The following is a 17716-nucleotide window of genomic DNA, read 5'->3' on the forward strand; positions in this document are numbered from 1 at the left end:
GTGATCCGGAAGATCGTTCGTCTCGCTCTTCCCTGATCCGCCTCGTTGCTAATGTGGCCGAATGGGAATTCTGGACCGGATGCGCCGTACCCGAACGCGATCGGCCGCGGCCGGCACCACGAGTCCGTCGCCGTCGAGTCCGGCCGAACCGTCGATCGACGACCTGTATCTGACCCTGCGGGCTCCCGTCTTCCGTGACCCTCACAGCGGCGACCCCGGCCCGCTCGACCCGCACGGCGACCTCATCAGGACCGCGGTGCTCGGGGGCGACACCGCGGCGGCTTGGCGGTTCCGGCCGGAACTCGATCTTTTCCAGCCGTGGCTGGTCTTCGAGGAACCGACCGGTGAGAACCATGTCGTCATGCCGGAACTGCTGGAGAAACTGGGCGCGGACCGGGAGACCGTGATCGAGCGGGCGCGGGCCACCACCGCCGGACTGCTCGGCGGAACCGGCGGGGCCGAGGTGAAGATCGGTGACGGCGGTCCGGCGAAGAGCTTCGCCGTGCGGTCCGTGCGAAGTTCCCGTCGCACCATTCCGCTCGTGGCCCCGGCCCTGCTGGAGCCGTGGCGGAATCGGGTGCCGGGTGAACTCCTCGTCCTGCCCGCCTGCGACGACGACATCATGATCATCGGTGCGGACGGCGAGTATCTCGAAATCATGGTGAGCAGCGCGATCGACCACTTCCGGTCTTCAGGAAACCGGCGGCTGTCTCCCGCGCCCTACGCGATCGTCGACGGCGCACTCAGCCCTTGGCGGCCACCGGAGGATTCACCGGCGTACCCGACGGTGCGCGAAGCCGAGGTGATCCAGCGGGTCGTCGCATACGCCGACTTCCTCGAATACCTCCGTGAGCACCTGCACGGTGTCGAAGCGGACGTCGCGGCGGCGCAACGGGGCGAGAACGCGAAGACCTCGCTCCCGTTCAGTTACAGCTCCACGACCCTGGTCGGCCCGACCCAGTACCTTCCGTTCGTCGAGTACGTCGGGTTCGAAAACCTGGACCCCCAGCAGGACGACTGGGCCTGGATCCCCTTCGACAGGCTTCGCGACCTTCCCGGCGCGACGATGACGCCCGCCTGGCAGTACGGCCTGCCGGTCGTCCGCTTCGAGCCACCCGCGGACCCCGGTACCCGGCGGCAGATTTCGGCCGCGCTTCGCGAGTACGCCGAAAATCCTTGGTGACGCCGGAGGTTCATGCCAGTTCGTTGATCGTTTTGCCGTCCCCGTCAAGGATCTTGATGGTCGGCCGGTCGTTCTCGTCGACCTGGAGCACGATTCTCGGACGTCCTTGTGAATCGCACAACGCCAGTTGCGCGCCGAAGGTGGTGTGGCAGCCGAAGAGCGCGCGCGGCGTGGCACGGACGCCGGGCCCGGCGTCGGGATCCGGGATGCCGTTGATGGTCAGGCCCGCGCCACCCACGCCGTCCTTCGCGGACAGGCTGAGATTGATCCCGTCCACCGCGTGCGGATAGTCGAAGGCGATGCGGCCGCCGGTGGGGTGGACGAGCAGGCCGCCTTTTTCGTCACCGGTCTCGTCGTTGAAAATCAGATAGGAGCCGTTCTCCGGCCCGGAGCGTCGCTCGGGCGGGAAGGTCTGACCGTCGATGATCAACGGCGGCTTACGGCTGTCGAGCAGGAACCGCTGACGCCCTCTCTTGTCCACCACGGTGAACGACGGGCTCACCTGCTTGCCGTTCACCGTGGACTCCGCCGCGCCCGCGGTGCCACCGGCCAGCAACGCGCCACCCGCAGATGCCGCCACCCCAAAGGCGGCCCGCCGCCCGAGATCCCCTGCCATCGTCCAGCCTCCTCAAGTCGATTTCCCGGACGCTAGCAAAGATCATCAAAGAGTGTGACAGATCGAGGTAATATGTCACTCTGCTGGAGCAGTGCGGTCTGTCTTGCGGCCAAGCGCTACACCAGTGCGAAAACTCCAGCCCGTAGCAAACGCCCTCTCATGCCGCAGAGCGGTCGTTCCTGTGAACGCCCGCTCATGACGATGAGCTGACGGCCGCCGAGCTCATGGAGCAACGTTGGTCGATGAGCTGTATCCGTCGACGTCGACGGAGGACGTTCGTGGCGAAGAGCCGTGACTCCAGGACGGGATCAGAGCCACTTAACCTTGATCCCCCTGCCTGCGCCCACGATTCTGTGTCGGTTCGGATAGGCGCGAACCGTCAGTTTGACGTCGCCCAAACCGGACAGGTCGATATCCCGCGGACCGTCGAGACCCGACAGGATCACCAGCGTCGTCAACCGGGTCAGTCGGCTGATCTGCGCCAGATGTTCTGAATTGACTGGAGTCACCATTTCGAGACGTCGGAGGCTTCTCGCAGTGGCGAGCGGAGTGAGACTTTCGACGTGACAATGACGGATCGACAGCTTCTCCAATGCAGCGAAGTGCGCGAACTGGTCAAGGTCCTCCAATGGGCGGACGTAGAGGAACCCCAACTCCCTTACTCCAGGAATGGCTGCAGCCAATTGGCGCAAGCCGCCGCGGACACCGAGCCCAGCCCCGTCCGGTGTACGTCCGATGTCCAATTCCTTAAGGTCCGCGAGGTTGCCGAGAAGCCCGAGGTCGGTGCCATCCGGGTAGCCGTAGAGGCTCAATCGAGTCAGCGCCTGCATATCGCCGAGCGGAGAAAAGTCGTCCACCTCCCCGAGCCCTTCCAGCCCCAACGAGACCAGTCCTGTCATGGATTTGAAAATCCCGAGATCCGTCACGGACACGATGCGGGGGTAGAAGAACAGATACCTCAGAGCGGGCAGACGGACCAGGACGCTCGGATCGACCGCGCCACGTGGCGCCAATAGCAACGATTCCAGTTCGGCACAGTGCGCCAGCGGAGCAAGATCTTCGAAGTCGCCAGCGAGCTGAGCACCGCGCAGACATGGAAGTCCCGTGAGGAACTCCAACTCTGTGAGATCACGGAGATCGAGTCTTAATTCGCTAAGGTTGCGCAGTCTGCTAACAGCGGGCAGGAGTGCCTGGTCATCGATGGTCGCGCGCCCGTCGAGCAGAGGCGCGTCGGCAAGCACACGTGCGGCGTACTCGTCGGGATCGAAGTACCGCCATGCCTCGATCAGCTCCTTCTGCACACCGGGTCGTGGATCTCGGCTGAACTTCTCCAGTACCGGCCAGGCTTCCGGGCCGTTGATCAGTGCAGCTGTCCGCACAGTGGCCGCCGCTGCGGCTTCCGAAAGGTTCGCGGTCTCCTGAAGACGTGGCAGCAAGAGTTCTCCACCACCGGCAAGGGACCGCGCTTCTGCTATCTGCCTTGGCGGAATCAGGGCAGCTATCGCGCGTTCCATGCGTTCAGCAAGTTCCACCGTCAGGGCGGGCGCGGACTCCATGGCCGCGGCGGCGAGCAAGTGGAGCTTTCGTCGTGTCCTCGGTTCTGCATCAGCTCGGTCGAACAGGCCCTTGAACAGCTCCTGCCGCAGTGGCGCGTTGGCCAGGCCCGCGGCCATCACCACGATGTCCCGCCACTGGTCCAGATGCGCGTTCTGTACTAGCAGGCCGATATCGCCCTGATCCGCCGCCTCCTCCGCCGTTAGAAACTCCTGGAACGTGCGGTGGACGAAATCGATCCTGCCCGTCGTCGGCTCGCGCACGATCCCGCTGCGCTGCACCAGGTGCTCGAGCAGACGCTCGGCCGTGTGATCGACTCGCGGCATTGCCGCGAGCCGCTCGACGAGGCGCCGGATTGCTTCCTCCCTGCTCAGCTCGGACCGGCCGTTCACGGACAGCCGCCACGCGAGGTGTCGGAGCAGCTGGCGGCCGTCCTGGCTGGCGAGTTTGAGCGAGTGCGGAATGCGCCGCTCAGCGTCGCGGCGTTCCAGCAGCACCGACAGCGCAGTGACGTAGAGTTCGAGCCGGTTGCGCGGGAGGAACGATGCGTGGTCGAGGTTCAATGCGCACAACATCGCACACAACAGCGGTGTCGTCGCGAGCGCTCTCAGGTGGGGGCTGCCGTCCAGACGACCGAGCAGCACACCTTCGTAGCGGGGCAGATCCTCCTCGGCACAGGGCAAACTTCCGGCATCACGTGCGGCCTTGTGCCAGTGTCGGATCAGAGCCCGCACGTCAGTCTGGGTCATGTGCTCGATCCACGCGGAGCTGAACCCTTCCACGCTTAACCACGTCTCGGCGGCTCCCGCTGGCCTGGAGGTGATGACCAGCCGAATGTCCGGAAAGGCGCGCGACAGGTCACCGAGCCAGGTCCGGACCGCGCCACGCTCGTCAACTGGGAGTTCGTCGACTCCGTCGACCAGCACGAGCGCGCGCCCCGAAGCGAGTTGGCGGTGGACATAGGCGGACGGCATCAAGGCGGTCACTGGCTGGGCTGTCCCGTCGAGGAACTCTTCTGGCGAGGGAAGCGCGCGACCGGAGTAGCTGCGCAGCTTGATAAGAAAGGGGATGTGCCCGTTGAGAGCGGTCAGCTCATCACGGAACGTCCCTCTGGCGGCGTTGACCGCAAGCCAACGCAAGAGTGTCGACTTGCCCGAGCCTGCCTCACCGCGGATCAGGATGCGACCGGATCCCGCTAACGCTCGCTCTACCCGGACGGCGCTATCCTGACTCTGCACCGAGTCTGCCCGCCACGAGAGCATCTCGTGAGCAGGTCCAGTGGAATGAACACCGGTGTGTCGGCTGCGGACTGTCAGGCTCACGTAGGCGACGCTCAGTGTCGTCCGTGGGCGGTAGCGGGTGCCCACTCCGAACAACTCGATGTCGTCCAAGGTCTCACTGACCAGACGCAGGTATTGCGAACGAAACGCCGTGTCCGATCCCGTGCCATCGGGAGCCATCAACGTCGGCGCAGGCATCCTGTTGAGCACTCGTTCAAGTTGTTCAGACAGACCGGAGACCCGACCGAGCAGTTCCGCGCTGGCCCTGGCCGCGAATGGAGTCAGGTGCACGACCAGCCGGACATAGTAGACGCAGCATTCCTCGAGGACGCGACGGTAGAACCAAGTCGCGGCATCACCAAGGCCGGCACGTTCTGGCACATCCGGCAGGTTGGCGCGCAGCCGACGAGCTAGTTTCGACGCGTCGACGTCGACCTCGAACAGATCGGCATCAGCAAGATTTGCCCGCTCGAAAGCGGACGCGACCTCCGCCAGCGCGGCCAGCCGTTCCCCCTCGTCGAGATCTGGAATCTCCTGTCGGCACAACAGCACGAGCCGCTCGGAGACCACGTCGACCAGAGCTTCGACCTCACGATCGAAGCGCCTCCGCGAGAAGCCGACGCCCATACGTGTCTGGACCAACTCCGCCAAGGAACTGTCCTGCTCGGCCGTAGCCCGGCGGTTGGTCAGCCACGATTTCACAGCGGAACTGACAACCGCCGTGCCCACCCGCAGGACTATCGGTTCCATACATGGCGAGTCGCCCCGGCACTACCGACCGTTACGGACGACAGAGGCCGGAAGTCCACCACCCAGAACGGGACTGATTCCGGAGAGACCGTGACAGCTCGGAGCGTCCGCTCATGCCGAATAGCGGACACGCCCGCGAAGAGTCATGCATCTTAGCGCACGCGATGGTGGCTGTATGGCCTCTTGTGACAGATTAAGCGGGGCTTCACGAAGATCGTCTAGGTGACGGTCACCGGGGACATCACGGACCCCCAACGGCGTGAGAAGCCGCAGCGGGCTGGATGTCTCACCGAGGCAGGCAGTACGCGGCTCGATACCTTCAAACAGATGCGGACCGCCGCGCTCCCTCAATTACCGGCTGGCGCTCATTTCAACGGGCGTTGCCGGTCTAGGGCGTTGACGATCCCGCCTGCGGGGAACGACAGCCTGCCGACCGCGACCACCCATTCCGCCCAGGCGCCGATCGGCTCAGCCAGCGGCAGGTCCCGAAGAGCTGCTTCCTTTCCGGCCGCGCGCAGACCGTCGAGCATCGCCTGCCACTGCTGCGCTCGAGGATGCTTCATCACCGGTTCCGCAGGGTTCTCCCACGCCGTCGTCCGGACCGGTCGCAGCGTGTCGAGGAACGCTGGCCACGACATGCCGGGCCGCTCGGCTGCGGTGTGATGTAGGTGTACGAGGAACGATGGACCGAGCGCCGGGTACGCGACGAGCACGGCCAGCAGCACGAGCCCCACCCGGTAGGGACGGTAGGCCACCCCGTCAATCGTCGTTTCAGCTAGGTCTGTGTGTCGGTGGTCCCGGCGGATGGCGGTCAGCAGGCCGTAGCTGTTGGCGAGCCGCTTGACGGCGCGGGGCGTTGCTACAAGCAGCGGCGGGCCGAGGATGTCCAGCAATGTCAGCTCTTCGGGCTCCAGGGTGAGCGGGTCGACGCGTTCCACCGGCCGTGCGGCGGGCAATTCCGCCACGGCGGCAGCGAGCACATCGTCGTTGTCGGCGATCTCGGTGTGCTGTGGAAAGATGCCGGTCCGGGCGGACTGCTCGGGCTCGACAGTTGCCGGCCGGTCGGCGCGCGTTCCGACGAGCGTGCGCAGGAGCCGCTGGTAGCCGGCGGTCTCCATGGGTGGCAGGGTCAGCACGACCTGGAAGATCTTCTCGAGATACTGCGCGGGCGAGGACTGCCGAAGCGCCTCGTCGTCCGAGTCGGCACCAGGCTCGTCGAGCAGGTCCCGGTAGTGGGACGTTATCGCCCGCAGTAGCCATCGGGGGTCCACAGCGACAACGACCACGAACAGGTCGACGGCGAGCAGAAGGTGAATCGCCTCCAGCATCTCCACCACGCGCTGCGGTGGGCATCGGTCGAGGTCATCGATATAGATGATGATCCGGTCGATGCGCGGCAGCGTGTCGCCCGCCTCGTCGCGGTCTGCTTCCTCGTCGTCGGCGGACTGGGTCAGAAGGGTGGCCATGCGGTGGAAGTCCTCACGGATCCGCGTCATCACCCCGAGCCTGCCGCGGTAGTCGGTGTCTTCGGCTCGATCTGTAACCAACCCGGCCAGCTGGCCTGCCGCGGTCAGGTTCTGCTCCTCCCGCGCCAGTTTGGTGACCTCGGCCGCCGCTCGATCAACCGCGGTACGCAACCGATTCTGCTGGGCCTCGGCGGCGCGCACCGCGAAGCTCCATGCCGGCGCGGCCCTGGTCTTCGCCGTCGTGCGCAGCGCCACCAGCAGGGCGACCACGGTAGACACTGCGGGCAGTCCGGCTACCACAGGCAACAGGACGAGCACGGCTGCGGTCACCAGGAGCCCGAGTACCAGCACCGCCCAGGTCACCGGCCGCAGGCTACGCAGGAACCGTTGCCACCTCTTGGTGCTATCCCCCGCGAAGGCGATGGTCCGGGCCGCGTCCCGGTACACCGACTCCGCCCGGTCACCCGCCAGGATCTGTAGCTCCGTGCGCTGCTCGTCGGACAACCCGGCCCACGACCGCTGGTCGTCGCGTTCCGCCTTGGCAAGCTGCGCTCGGAGCGCCTCGTAGCGGGCACGGGCTTCCTGGTGCCGGGCCCGCACCCCATGATCGGCCACTAACTCAGCGGCCAGCCGTGAGTGGCGACGCTGTTCCGCAGGCGCGTCACCGTCCGGCGGCGATGCCAGCTGTGCGAATAGTTCAGCCACGAGGCTCGCCCACAGGTCGGTCTCGGCGTAGTGCCAGGCGTTGAACCGGATCTGGCGTACCGCGCTGTGCGCGAGAGGGTTGCCTGACCTCGCGGTCGCGTCCACTTCCTGCCACAGCAGCGACAGGAAATGGCTCTTGCCCGCACCCCAGTCGCCGAACAAACCGACCGCGAGCGGCGGCTGCGCCGTGCGTGCGGTGATCAGCTCGGCGAGCGCGGTCGCGTCGGTGTCGCGGGACAACTCGTCTGCGGCGTGGGCGGAGTCGGACTGGTAGGCCGGGAGCCTGGGCACCGGCCGATCGGTAACGATCTCCCACAGCCGCACCGTCGGCTCGAACCCGCCCGACGCCAGCACTGGTTTCCCGTCCACCGCCTGCCAGCCCAGCCACTCTACGGCGTGGGTGTGTCCGGTGAACGGCTTCGCGATCTCGGTGTGCGTGAACGGATCCCAGAGCCGCACGGTTCCGCCGGCGTCGCCGGTGGCGAGCACGAGCCTGCCGTCAATCCGTGCCCACGCCCCGCACCGAACGGCGCTGGTGTGCCCGGACAAGGTAGCGAGGAGATCACCCGTCTCGCCCTCGATCAGCACCACCTTGCCGTCCGCGCCACCGGTAGCGAGTATCGGCAGCCCTGCGACGGTCGTCCAGGCACCCCACCACGACGAACCCTCGACAACGACCCTCGACAGCGTTGTGCCGTCCGGCCGCCACAATGTCACGGAACCGCTCTCGTCACCAACAGCGAGCACCGGCGATCCTGGTTCCGGGGCCCACACGCCCCACCGGACAGCCGCGCCAAGGTCCACAGACACGGGGTCGGAACCCGCGCCCCGGAACCACAGGCGTGCCACCTCGTTGTTCCCGCCGGTCGCGAGAACCGGCTGCCCGTCGACTCGTCCCCACGCTCCCCACCGGACACCCAAACTGTTGGTCTGCAGCGGTGTCTGCCTCGATGGCGTGGCGGGGTCCCACAGCCGCACGGATCCAGTACTGCTCCCGGTCGCCAGGAGGGCCCGGCCGTCGGCCTCGCCCCAGGCGCCCCACCAGACCTGCCCGTTGTGGCCGGTCAGTGGTGAGCCAATCGCCGTGCCTGTTACTGGGTTCCAGAGGATCACCGTGGCGTCGTGCGAACCCGTGGCCAGCACCGGCTCGCCGTCGACCTCACCCCACTCGCCCCAGGACACCCAGTCCGTGTGCCCGGAGAGGATCGTGGCTTCCCCAGTGTGGGGGTCCCACAGCCGCACCTGTTCGTCGTCTCCGCCGGTCGCCAGCACCGGGCTGCCGCCGACCACACCCCACCGGCCCCACCACACCCTGCCCTGGTGGCCAGTGAGCGGAGCACCGAGTGGCAGGCCGCGCAGGTCCGCCCACTGCGGGGCGGGCTCGGGCACGGACAGCCACGCCGTCGCCGCTCCGTTCCCGATCTCGACGGAGTCCCACGCCGACTCGTCGCGTGCCCACGGCAGTCGGAATGTAGCGGCCGACACGATCACGCTGAGCCCGCCCTCGATCGTGTGCGATTCACCTGCGGCGGACAGCCATGTCATCAACGCGTCCGCCTCATCGGTGTCTTGCTCAACGTGGACCGCGACGACTACCCCGGATCGTCTGGAGCGCGTTTCCGTGCGGTACGCCCGCGCCAGTGCCTCGGGGAGCAAGCCAACGAGCACGCCGAGATCCTCCGGCGCGGGCACCGCGATGAAACCCGGCGCGCTGCCGTTGTCCCGTACCGTGTGCAAAGGCAGCCCCGCCTCGTCGAAGGCGCGCAGCACCGCCCGCCACGAGACTCCCGGCATTGACCCGGCTCTGCGCCCGACGACGCTGACAGCAACATAGGCCGTCGAGGTTGGTGCCACGCTCGCGTTCCTCTCCTGGACCAGGCATCACCAGCGGTTGTGCGGTTGGTCTGTGGAATTGTAGAACTGGATTTCCTCGTCGGGCAGGAACGACGGTGGTGACGACTCATACCAGCCTTCACCATCCCCGGATCCTGAAACGGGTTCGAAGTACCACGTATTGCCGGAGTGGCGGACACAGACGAAGATTCCGTCGCTTTTCACCCGGGTGAATCGGGCGCCCTGCCGGACGAGTTCCGTGAGCATGCCGAGGTCCTCGCCGAGGGAGACGTTCTGGTAGCCGGCTGACCGCTGCCATGCGGATCTGGTAAACGCCAGCGTGCCGCACACCACGCTGTCAAGGTAGTTCAACCGAAGCCGGACTGCCTTGCGCCAAAACCGGCGGGCTGGCACGTCGTACAGGTAGTCCCAGAGCAGCGCCGACACCTCGGCGTCACCGCAAGCGATCGGTTCGATCTGTCGTCGTAGCCGGTGGCTGCCGTACCAGTCGTCGTCATCCCACTGCACGAGGATCTCACCACCCGCAATCTCGCAGGCGAACTGCCTTGTCCAGCCGATGCTTCTGCGGACGTCCAGCCGGTGGTACCGGACGAGATCACCGGCAGGAATCAGATCGGCGATCGGGTCTGTCCCGCTATCGACGACGATCAGCTCGCGGTTGCAGTAGTCCTGATTGAGGAAGTGGTCGATGGCACGCCGGGCGAGCTGCCGCCTGTCAGCAGTCGGCATTAAGCAGGAAACTGCCGGGAGCCGGTTCCCAGACTGGCCCGGGGCGCCTGCGGTCTGCACAGTGGTACTCCGCTCGTTCGCGCAGCGTCGACAACCGCCATCGTGGGCTCGGCATCTGGAACTTGACGGGCGCCGAGTTGTTCATGCAAACCAACCCAGTGCGGAGTTGCTTGCCGAGATTTTCGGGTCCTCGTCCGTCCTTGCCTGGACAAGCTCGGCTACTGCTTGCCCCCCTATCGATTTGAGCTGACCCGCCGCGATCTTGGCTTGGTGAATTGTCGCTTGGTGCCGCAACCTTGTTACACGCTCGGTCTACGACCGCAAACGTCCGCTCATGCCGTCGAGCGCACATTTCGGCTGGTCCACTGGCGTGCCGATGATCGAGCACATGCGAGGATCTACGTCTGTGGAGGCAGAGAGCGTTTCCCGTGCGATGGCTGCGGCGACGGCACTGGCCAGAGAGCTGCGTCTGCGGGTCGACGACGCCGTCGTGATTCATAATTCGAACAGGCTCGCCCTGCATCTGTTGCCGTGTGACGTTCTCGCCCGAGTAGCACCGGCGGAACATGAGGTAGCCGCGCTTGAGGTCGAAGTCGCTCTGCGACTCGGTGACACCGCGAGCCCCGTCGCGGCGCTGGAGCCTGGGGTTGAGCCGCGGGTCTACGAACGTGACGGTTTCGCCGTGACCTTGTGGACTTACTACGAGGTCGTGCGTCCTGACCTGGACTTCCCAGGCGCATACGCAGGCGTACTCCACCGTCTGCACACCGGCATGCGCAGCGTCGAGATCGCAACCACGCACTTCCTGGACCGGGCCGCAGAAGCTGAACGGCTGGTCATGCACCGAGACAAAACCCCGGCGCTCGCCGAGGCCGACCGGCATCTCCTCCTCAGCACGCTGCAGAGTGCTCGTGAACAGATCAGCAGCCGTGGTACTGCCGAGCAGTTGCTGCACGGCGAACCGCATCCAGGCAACCTTCTCAGCACCCGTGACGGCCTGCTGTTCATCGACTTCGAAACCTGCTGCAGCGGACCCATCGAGTTTGATGTGGCTCACGTGCCAGAGGAGGTCAGCACGCGTTACCCGGACATCGACCAAGTTCTGCTCGCGGAGTGCCGGCGGCTCGTGCTAGCGATGGTTGCCGCCTGGCGCTGGGACATCCGCGATGAATTCCCGGATGGACATCAGCACGGCCGACACATTCTGTCCTTGCTCCGCCAAGGACCGCCGTGGCCCGCACTCGGTCCTCTCATCGCCAAGTAGCGAAACGCACTCTCATGCCGCGAGGCGGTCGTTGTGCGGCGACCGGGCGCGCGGTCAACCGAGGAGCGGACGTCCGCCGTGAATCAGCTGGGCCAGCGGGCGCGGACGATTCCGTCGTCGTCCGGTCGCACGGCCACCAGCAGCGGGTTGTGGTCGTCGGTGGTGAGCGACAGGAGGCTGGCCGCGCGGGCGCCGGCGAACGCTTCGGCCAGGCCCGCCCGGTCATGGCCGTCGGCGTGGAAGCCCTGGATGCGGCCGTCCGCGTGCTCGATGACGGCCCAGCCGAGGAATTCCGGCGACATCGTGCGCAGCACTGCTGGGACATCGGTGGACAGGTCCGGCCACACGTTCAGCAGGGCGCGTGGGCCCAAGGTCGGCACGGTGCCGGCGGTGAGCCGATGCCAACGGGAATGGTTGCCGACGACCTGCTCTTCCAATAGGACCCCGCCGCGCTGCGCCACGAGTGCCGCCACCTCGGTCCAGAACGCCGCGTCCGCCGGACGCGATTCCCACGGCTCGCCGTCATCCGGGTCGTAGGGCGAGCCGTCCACCGGATCGGCGAACAAACCGTCCGCGATGGTCAGCGCGACCGCACGTCCGCACGGTTGGTCGCTTCCGATGTACATGTATTGGTCGTAGCCGACATGGACGAAGAACCGGTCTTCGGCCTCGAGCCGGCACCAGGCGCCGTTGTCACGCAGCATGGCGCGCACCAGTTCACGCCCGACGTCCAGGGTGATCTGTGCGCCGTCGTGGTAGCCGGTGAGGTCGGAGGGGAAGAGCCCGTGCAGTCCGTGGCCGTCGATGGGCGGCTCTACTCCGAAGTGGACGAATCCAGTGACCGCGGGGTCGCGGATATTTAGCAGGGTCACGCCGGTGTCCTCGGCGAAGGCCGTCACGGCGGCGAGGTAGGCGCCCTCCACCGGACCATGGTCGCTCGACACGTCCTCGGACCCGCGGTACACGCCCCGGTCGTCGCGATCGGCTGGGTCGTATTTGGTGATCCGGTGGACGTACGACGTGCTCATGATCGGCTGGGCCGTCCTTCGAAGCGCGGATGATCGATTCGGCCACGTTAGCCGCGCCACCACGCCGACAGCGACCCGATAAACAGCAAGCTCCGAGTCCTGTCGTGCCGACGAGTCACAGCCGGGTGGGAAGAAGAAACCGGCCGACGGCGAAGTGGTGGTGAAAGCTGACCGTCGACGGGAAGGATCCACATGTCAGAGGCGGACATATGACAGCGGGAACGGGCGAGCAGGTGACCGATGCCGACCTGGCCGCCCGGTTGCCTCAGGACCCGGAACTGTTCACCGAAGTGCACGATCGCTACTTCGCGGCCATCTACCGGTATGTGGCCGGCCGGCTGGACGCGCAGACGGCGGAGGACATCGCCGCGGAGACGTTCCTCGTCGCGTTCGACCGGCGCGGCACGTTCGACGCCGAACGCGGTGAGGTGCGGGTCTGGCTGTTCGGCATCGCCACGAATCTGGTGGCCAGGCACCGCCGCAGGGAGGCTCGCCACTATCGGGCGCTGGCACGGGTGAGCGTCGCACCGGTGGTCGAGGGGCACGAGAGCAGGGTGGTCGCGTCGGTGGCCGCCCGGCGGCTGCTTCCTCAGCTCGCGAACGCGCTGTCGCGGCTGTCGGCCGGGGAACGGGACGTGCTGCTGCTCGTGGCGCTCGGCCAGCTCGGGTACGAGGAAGTGGCCACGGCGCTCGGTATCTCCTCCGGCACGGTCGGTTCCCGGCTCAACCGTGCACGCAAGAAGCTCAACTTCATCCTCACTCCGGAGGCACTCGATGAATGACCTGCAGATGCTGCGCGCCGCGCTGGCCCCGGAAGAGCCGTCCCAGGACGTGGTCGACCGCAGCAGGCACCGGCTCCAGAACCGGATCAGCGGCGGCCGGGTCTCCCGGCGGCGGACCGGATGGCTGATCGCGGGGGCCGGACTCACCGCCGCCGCTGCCGCCGTGGCGATCGCGGTCATGCCGGCCGCACCGGTCGACGGTCCGCCGGTGCGAACGGTCAGTGGGCAGGAGATCCTGCTCGCGGCCGCCACCGCCGCCGAGCGTTCTCCCGAGGGGTCTGGCACCTACTGGCACGTGAAGGTGACCGGGGTGGACGGCGCCGCTGCTCCGGGTGGGTACGAGTACTGGATCAAGCCGGACGGTCAGTCGTGGACGCGGGGAGCGAAGACGGGAGGCAGGGTCTCGCCGATCGGGGCGCCTTCGGCCACCCCGTTCTCGCTGGGCGCCGTCGATCTGACCCTCGAGCAGCTGCGTGCCCTGCCGGCGGACCCGGACGCGTTGAAGGCCTGGATCGCCGAGGCCCTCGAGCGCAGCGACGCCAGGACGAGCGCGGGCAGCTTTACCGCGAGCGACCGGGAACAAGCCGGCTTCCAGTCGTTGATCTCACTGGTGTCCACCCTGCCGGCCACGCCGGAGGTCCGGGCCACGGCCTTCCGCTTGATCGCCGGCTATCCCGGTGTCCAAAACCTCGGCACGGTGCCGGGCGGGCATGGCCTGTTGCTGCCCGAGGGTGAGCGGCTCGTCGTCGATCCGGCGACCGGACGGGTGAACGGGACGTCGGTCTTCATCACCATGGACGGTGCGGCGTACGTGGTGGCCAACCCCGACGGCGCCAGGATCAACGCGGAGTGGACCGACATCCTGCCCGCGTAGCGGATCGGTGGCCGGGAGCGTGTCCCGCTCCCGGCCACTTCCGTGCCCCATATGCGAAATGAGTTTCCTCCCCGCGACGCGGTAAGTGAAAATGGTCGCTGTTGTTGTACTTTCTCATCATGGACCTCATAAAGTCGTAGGCGAAATGCCGTAGTAGAGGTTCGAGAAGTTGGCCCATCAAAGATGCTTCTCCTGTCGAAGTATGATGCGCCAGAGTGAACTTTCTCGACAGTAGACCGGCCATGACGGACAATCGGATCCGCGCGGCACCCTGCGGCAAGATCTTGTTGCGCTCAGTTCCCGCTCCCATCATTCGGCGAAAAGGAAATGTATGCATGACGATGATGAGCCGGTAGGCCGCGTGCTCGGTCGGCGGCAGGCGTTGATTCTGCTCGGCGCCGCTGGTGCGACACTCGCCGCCGCTGGATCCGCGACGGCCAGTGCCACCACCTCCACCACGGGCGCACCCGAGATCTGCACGCTGGACTGCGTGGTCAAGCCAGAGCAGATGGAGGGCCCGTACTTCGTGGACGAGCGGCTCAACCGCTCCGATATCCGCAGCGAGCCGTCCACTGGACAACTGGTTCCCGGCACCGCGCTGGCAATCAACTTCACCATTCAGCAAATTCGCCAGCAGGTGTGCACGCCACTGCCGGGAGCGATGATCGACCTCTGGCAGTGCGACGCGTTCGGGCTGTATTCGGACATTCCGTCGCAGGGGAGTTCCGGTCGTCGATTCCTGCGCGGCTACCAGAATACCGACCAATCGGGGGTTGCCCGGTTCACCACCATTCTGCCAGGCTGGTATACGGGACGTACGCTGCATATCCACGTCAAAATTCGCACCGTCGGAACCAACGGCCGGCCGTACGAGTTCACGTCGCAGCTTTACTTCACGCCCGAGTTCGGCGCGGCCTATCTGCGGACCGAACCGTACCGGCGGAAAGGTCCGGCCGACACGACCAACAGCCGCGACTCGATCTACCGCAGCGGCGGAGCTCAAATGCTGTTGCGTCCACAGCAGGTCGGAACCGGCTATACGGCGGACTTCGCGATCGGTCTCGACCTGGCGAACACCCAGGTCGGCCGTCCCGACTAGCGCAAGTCCTGCTGCTCTGCGCCTGAGAGAATGCCGTCCGCCGCGTCAGCCGGTGGCTGCGTGGCGGACGGCATCGGACGAGACTAGGCGAGGGCTGAGCGTCGCACCGGCTCGAACAAGGCGGTGACCGTCGAGGCGAGGTGGTCGACGTCGACCGCGTCCGGGTCCTCCAGCAGCAGGCGGCCGAAGTATTCACCGATCGCGACGAGGGAGTGTGCGACGACTCCCGCGTCGATCTTCGATCCGGCCTTCCGCTCGGCGACGGACATCTCGACGATGGTCTGGATCCGCTCGCGGACGAGGTTCCGGTTGCGGTCGATCCGCTCCCGGACGACCGCCGGTGCCTCCACCGAGATCAGGAAGACCGGCTTCCAGGTGAGCGGATCCGAGGTGACCATCGTGGCCAGGGCGGTGATCGTCCGGTTCAGGTAAGCGGCCGGATCGAGCAGGTCGACCTCGGTCGAGATCGTGGACAGCAGTTGCTTGACCACCCGCCGCTCTTGGCGTTCGAGCAAAGCCCTCAGCAGGGCGTCGAGCCCGTCGAACGCGTTGTAGACGACCGGCCTGGTGACGTCCAGGTCGCGTGCGATGCGGTCGATCGACACCGCCCGGTACCCCTCGCCCGCGATGATCCGCAAGGCCGCGTCGAGCACCTGCGTCCGCCGCTCTTCGATCGGCATCCGCGCCGTGTACGGCCGCCTGCCGCTCATGTGAGGGACCCGAGGATCGGTTCCGACTCGACGAGGCCGGCGTCGCTCGGCTTTTGCTTGGCGCCGAAGACCTTTTCGTGTTGCTTGGCGCGCCACTCGAGATGCGCGTCCGCGGGTTTCGGGTAGCCGTACTTCTCCCGCGCTTCCGCCGGGGTGAGCGTGACCGGGTTCAGCGGCGGGATCCCGAGCAGGACGGGGGCCGCGACGGGCACGGTGGCGGGGGAAAGCCGTTTGAGCAGCGCCACCTTCAGCCGGCGGTTGAACTGGGGGAGCCGGAAGGCGATCTTCATGACCGGGGTGATCAGCACGTCGAGCAGACGCCCTTGGCGCAGCCCTGACATCTCCCTCATCCACCCGGGCATGGTCGCGATCGTACCGATCCGCAGCGCCCGCGCCACGAGCCAGGTGATCGGCCGGAACACCGCGGGTGTCGGCGGGAGCATGACCTCCGCGTGCAGCAGATGGTCCATCGTCGACCGCGCGACGTCGGAACCGGCCAGCCGCGGCCGCATGTGGTCGAAGTACGCCTGAATCCCGGCGCGGTCACGCGGGATGTCGGCGACGTCGCAGGTCTGGAACTCCGCGGCGACAGCGCATTCCCGCCAGTACTGCTCCTCCTCGGCATCGCTGAGCCTGCCCGGCCCGTACTTCTCGTAGGCGTAGAGGATGGAATGCCAGGCCGTCAGGTGGATCCACAGCTGCGACTTCGGATCGTTGGCGTCATAGGGTTCGCCGGAGAGCGGCTCGATCCCGATCCCCTTGGAATGCACCTTCACCAGGATGTCCGCGGCCTTCATCATGTCGCGCGAACCGGCGAAGACGACCATCGCGAAGTACCGGAGGGTCCGGTCGTAGCGGGTCCGCGGCCGGTCGCGGATCGCCCGCGTTTCGTCGACCGACGCGACGAGTGCCGGATCCAGTTCCTCGATCACCACGGCACGCTGGAAGCCGACCGTCAGCGAGGTCGGATAGCCCCACACCTTCCAGGAAACCGAATCCGGACCGAAGAACCCGTAGTCCTCGTGCGGTGCGATCTCCGCCGACCCGCGCTTCCCGACCTCTTGCCCGACCGCCATCGTCGCCTCCGAGTCAATGTACAGGACTGTAGTAATCAATATACAGAGCTGTAGTAATTGGGCAAGCCCTTGCCGGAAGGCGGTTTCCGGGGCTGTCAGGGTTTGGGGGAGAGGGTGGCCAGGTGTTCGGTCAGCATTCGCCGCGACCGCCGTCGGACGTCGCCGAGCAGTTGCGGGGCGCCGCCCGCCATGAGCCCGAGCCCGCCGATCATGACCTGCATCCGGTCGCTCTCGTAGCGCGGATCGAGATCCGGCGGCAGTTCACCGGTGGCCACGGCGTCGGTGAACGCCTGGACGAGCCAACCGCTCATCGCGCCGTATCCGGCGGCGGCCCCTTCGCGGGTGACGAGCCGATGGGCTTCGTGCTGTCCCCAGAACGCGAGCCAGACCGTCCACGACTTCAGCCTGTCTTCGTCGAGCGGCAGCATCGCCTTCGCGAACTGGTCGATGGCCTTCAGCCCGCTCTTGCCCGCGGTGGCTTCGAGCACCCGGTTCGCGGCGAGCTTGTTGTTGTACCGCAGGACCGAGGCCATGACCTCGGCCTTGTCCTCGAAGTAGTGGGTCACCGAACCGGTGGTCACCCCGGCCTCGGTGGCGATGCCCCGCATGGTCGTCGCGTGCACTCCCTGCGCGGCGACGAGCCGCCAGGCCGCGGCGATGACGCGCTGGCGGCTTTCGGGGTCTCGGATCCGGCGGGCCACGAATTCATCCTAGCTTCCGTAACGCGTGTTGCGTAACCTGCGTTA

13 protein-coding genes are annotated in these 17716 nt (G+C 66.5%); 5 read left to right on the forward strand and 8 right to left on the reverse strand.

Annotation, left to right across the window (positions count from 1 at the left end):
• Positions 1 to 61: 61 nt before the first annotated feature.
• Complete coding sequence (locus ACLJPX_RS01615) at positions 62 to 1183, forward strand: hypothetical protein (RefSeq protein ID WP_410598362.1); 1122 nt, start codon at positions 62 to 64, stop codon at positions 1181 to 1183.
• A 10-nt stretch (positions 1184 to 1193) separates the two neighbouring features.
• On the opposite strand, the gene ACLJPX_RS01620 is transcribed toward ACLJPX_RS01615, so the two are convergent.
• The 4 genes from ACLJPX_RS01620 to ACLJPX_RS01635 all read right to left on the reverse strand — a co-directional run bounded on the left by ACLJPX_RS01620 (position 1194) and on the right by ACLJPX_RS01635 (position 10137).
• The gene (locus tag ACLJPX_RS01620) at positions 1194 to 1799 is read right to left on the reverse strand and encodes a hypothetical protein (RefSeq protein ID WP_410598363.1); all 606 of its coding nucleotides are present in this window, start codon (positions 1797 to 1799) and stop codon (positions 1194 to 1196) included.
• 308 nt (positions 1800 to 2107) lie between these two features.
• Positions 2108 to 5362: an NACHT domain-containing protein gene (locus ACLJPX_RS01625; protein WP_410598364.1), complete on the reverse strand. Its 3255-nt coding sequence runs from the start codon at positions 5360 to 5362 to the stop codon at positions 2108 to 2110.
• A 386-nt stretch (positions 5363 to 5748) separates the two neighbouring features.
• A complete protein-coding gene (locus ACLJPX_RS01630; RefSeq protein ID WP_410598365.1) occupies positions 5749 to 9348 on the reverse strand; it encodes a P-loop NTPase fold protein in 3600 nt (1199 codons plus the stop codon).
• An 87-nt stretch (positions 9349 to 9435) separates the two neighbouring features.
• Positions 9436 to 10137 carry a glycosyltransferase family 2 protein gene (locus tag ACLJPX_RS01635; protein ID WP_410598366.1) on the reverse strand — a complete coding sequence of 234 codons (702 nt, stop codon included), beginning with the start codon at positions 10135 to 10137 and terminating at the stop codon, positions 9436 to 9438.
• 334 nt (positions 10138 to 10471) lie between these two features.
• Here ACLJPX_RS01635 and ACLJPX_RS01640 point away from each other — a divergent pair, with 334 nt between their 5' ends.
• Positions 10472 to 11401 (forward strand): phosphotransferase family protein, encoded by a 930-nt coding sequence (locus tag ACLJPX_RS01640; protein ID WP_410598367.1) that lies wholly within the window; start codon positions 10472 to 10474, stop codon positions 11399 to 11401.
• A gap of 83 nt (positions 11402 to 11484) precedes the next feature.
• Here ACLJPX_RS01640 and ACLJPX_RS01645 read toward each other — a convergent pair whose 3' ends face one another.
• Positions 11485 to 12429, reverse strand: coding sequence for an RNA-binding protein (locus tag ACLJPX_RS01645; protein ID WP_410598368.1), 945 nt, complete (start codon positions 12427 to 12429; stop codon positions 11485 to 11487).
• Positions 12430 to 12638: 209 nt separating this feature from the next.
• Between ACLJPX_RS01645 and ACLJPX_RS01650 the strand changes: the two genes are divergently transcribed.
• From ACLJPX_RS01650 to ACLJPX_RS01660, 3 genes are all read left to right on the forward strand, one after another.
• Positions 12639 to 13211: an RNA polymerase sigma factor gene (locus tag ACLJPX_RS01650; protein WP_410598369.1), complete on the forward strand. Its 573-nt coding sequence runs from the start codon at positions 12639 to 12641 to the stop codon at positions 13209 to 13211.
• Positions 13204 to 14085: a CU044_5270 family protein gene (locus ACLJPX_RS01655; protein WP_410598370.1), complete on the forward strand. Its 882-nt coding sequence runs from the start codon at positions 13204 to 13206 to the stop codon at positions 14083 to 14085. The genes ACLJPX_RS01650 and ACLJPX_RS01655 overlap by 8 nt, the downstream gene beginning before the upstream one ends.
• A 331-nt stretch (positions 14086 to 14416) precedes the next feature.
• Positions 14417 to 15184: a twin-arginine translocation pathway signal protein gene (locus tag ACLJPX_RS01660; RefSeq protein ID WP_410598371.1), complete on the forward strand. Its 768-nt coding sequence runs from the start codon at positions 14417 to 14419 to the stop codon at positions 15182 to 15184.
• A gap of 83 nt (positions 15185 to 15267) precedes the next feature.
• On the opposite strand, the gene ACLJPX_RS01665 is transcribed toward ACLJPX_RS01660, so the two are convergent.
• From ACLJPX_RS01665 to ACLJPX_RS01675, 3 genes are all read right to left on the reverse strand, one after another.
• Positions 15268 to 15894 (reverse strand): TetR/AcrR family transcriptional regulator, encoded by a 627-nt coding sequence (locus ACLJPX_RS01665; RefSeq protein ID WP_410598372.1) that lies wholly within the window; start codon positions 15892 to 15894, stop codon positions 15268 to 15270.
• Complete coding sequence (locus tag ACLJPX_RS01670) at positions 15891 to 16970, reverse strand: oxygenase MpaB family protein (protein ID WP_410598373.1); 1080 nt, start codon at positions 16968 to 16970, stop codon at positions 15891 to 15893. The genes ACLJPX_RS01665 and ACLJPX_RS01670 overlap by 4 nt, the downstream gene beginning before the upstream one ends.
• A gap of 95 nt (positions 16971 to 17065) precedes the next feature.
• Positions 17066 to 17671, reverse strand: coding sequence for a TetR/AcrR family transcriptional regulator (locus tag ACLJPX_RS01675; RefSeq protein WP_410598374.1), 606 nt, complete (start codon positions 17669 to 17671; stop codon positions 17066 to 17068).
• Positions 17672 to 17716: the final 45 nt, after the last annotated feature.

Origin of the sequence: Amycolatopsis sp. lyj-90 (assembly GCF_046549035.1) — a bacterium.
GTDB lineage: Bacteria > Actinomycetota > Actinomycetes > Mycobacteriales > Pseudonocardiaceae > Amycolatopsis.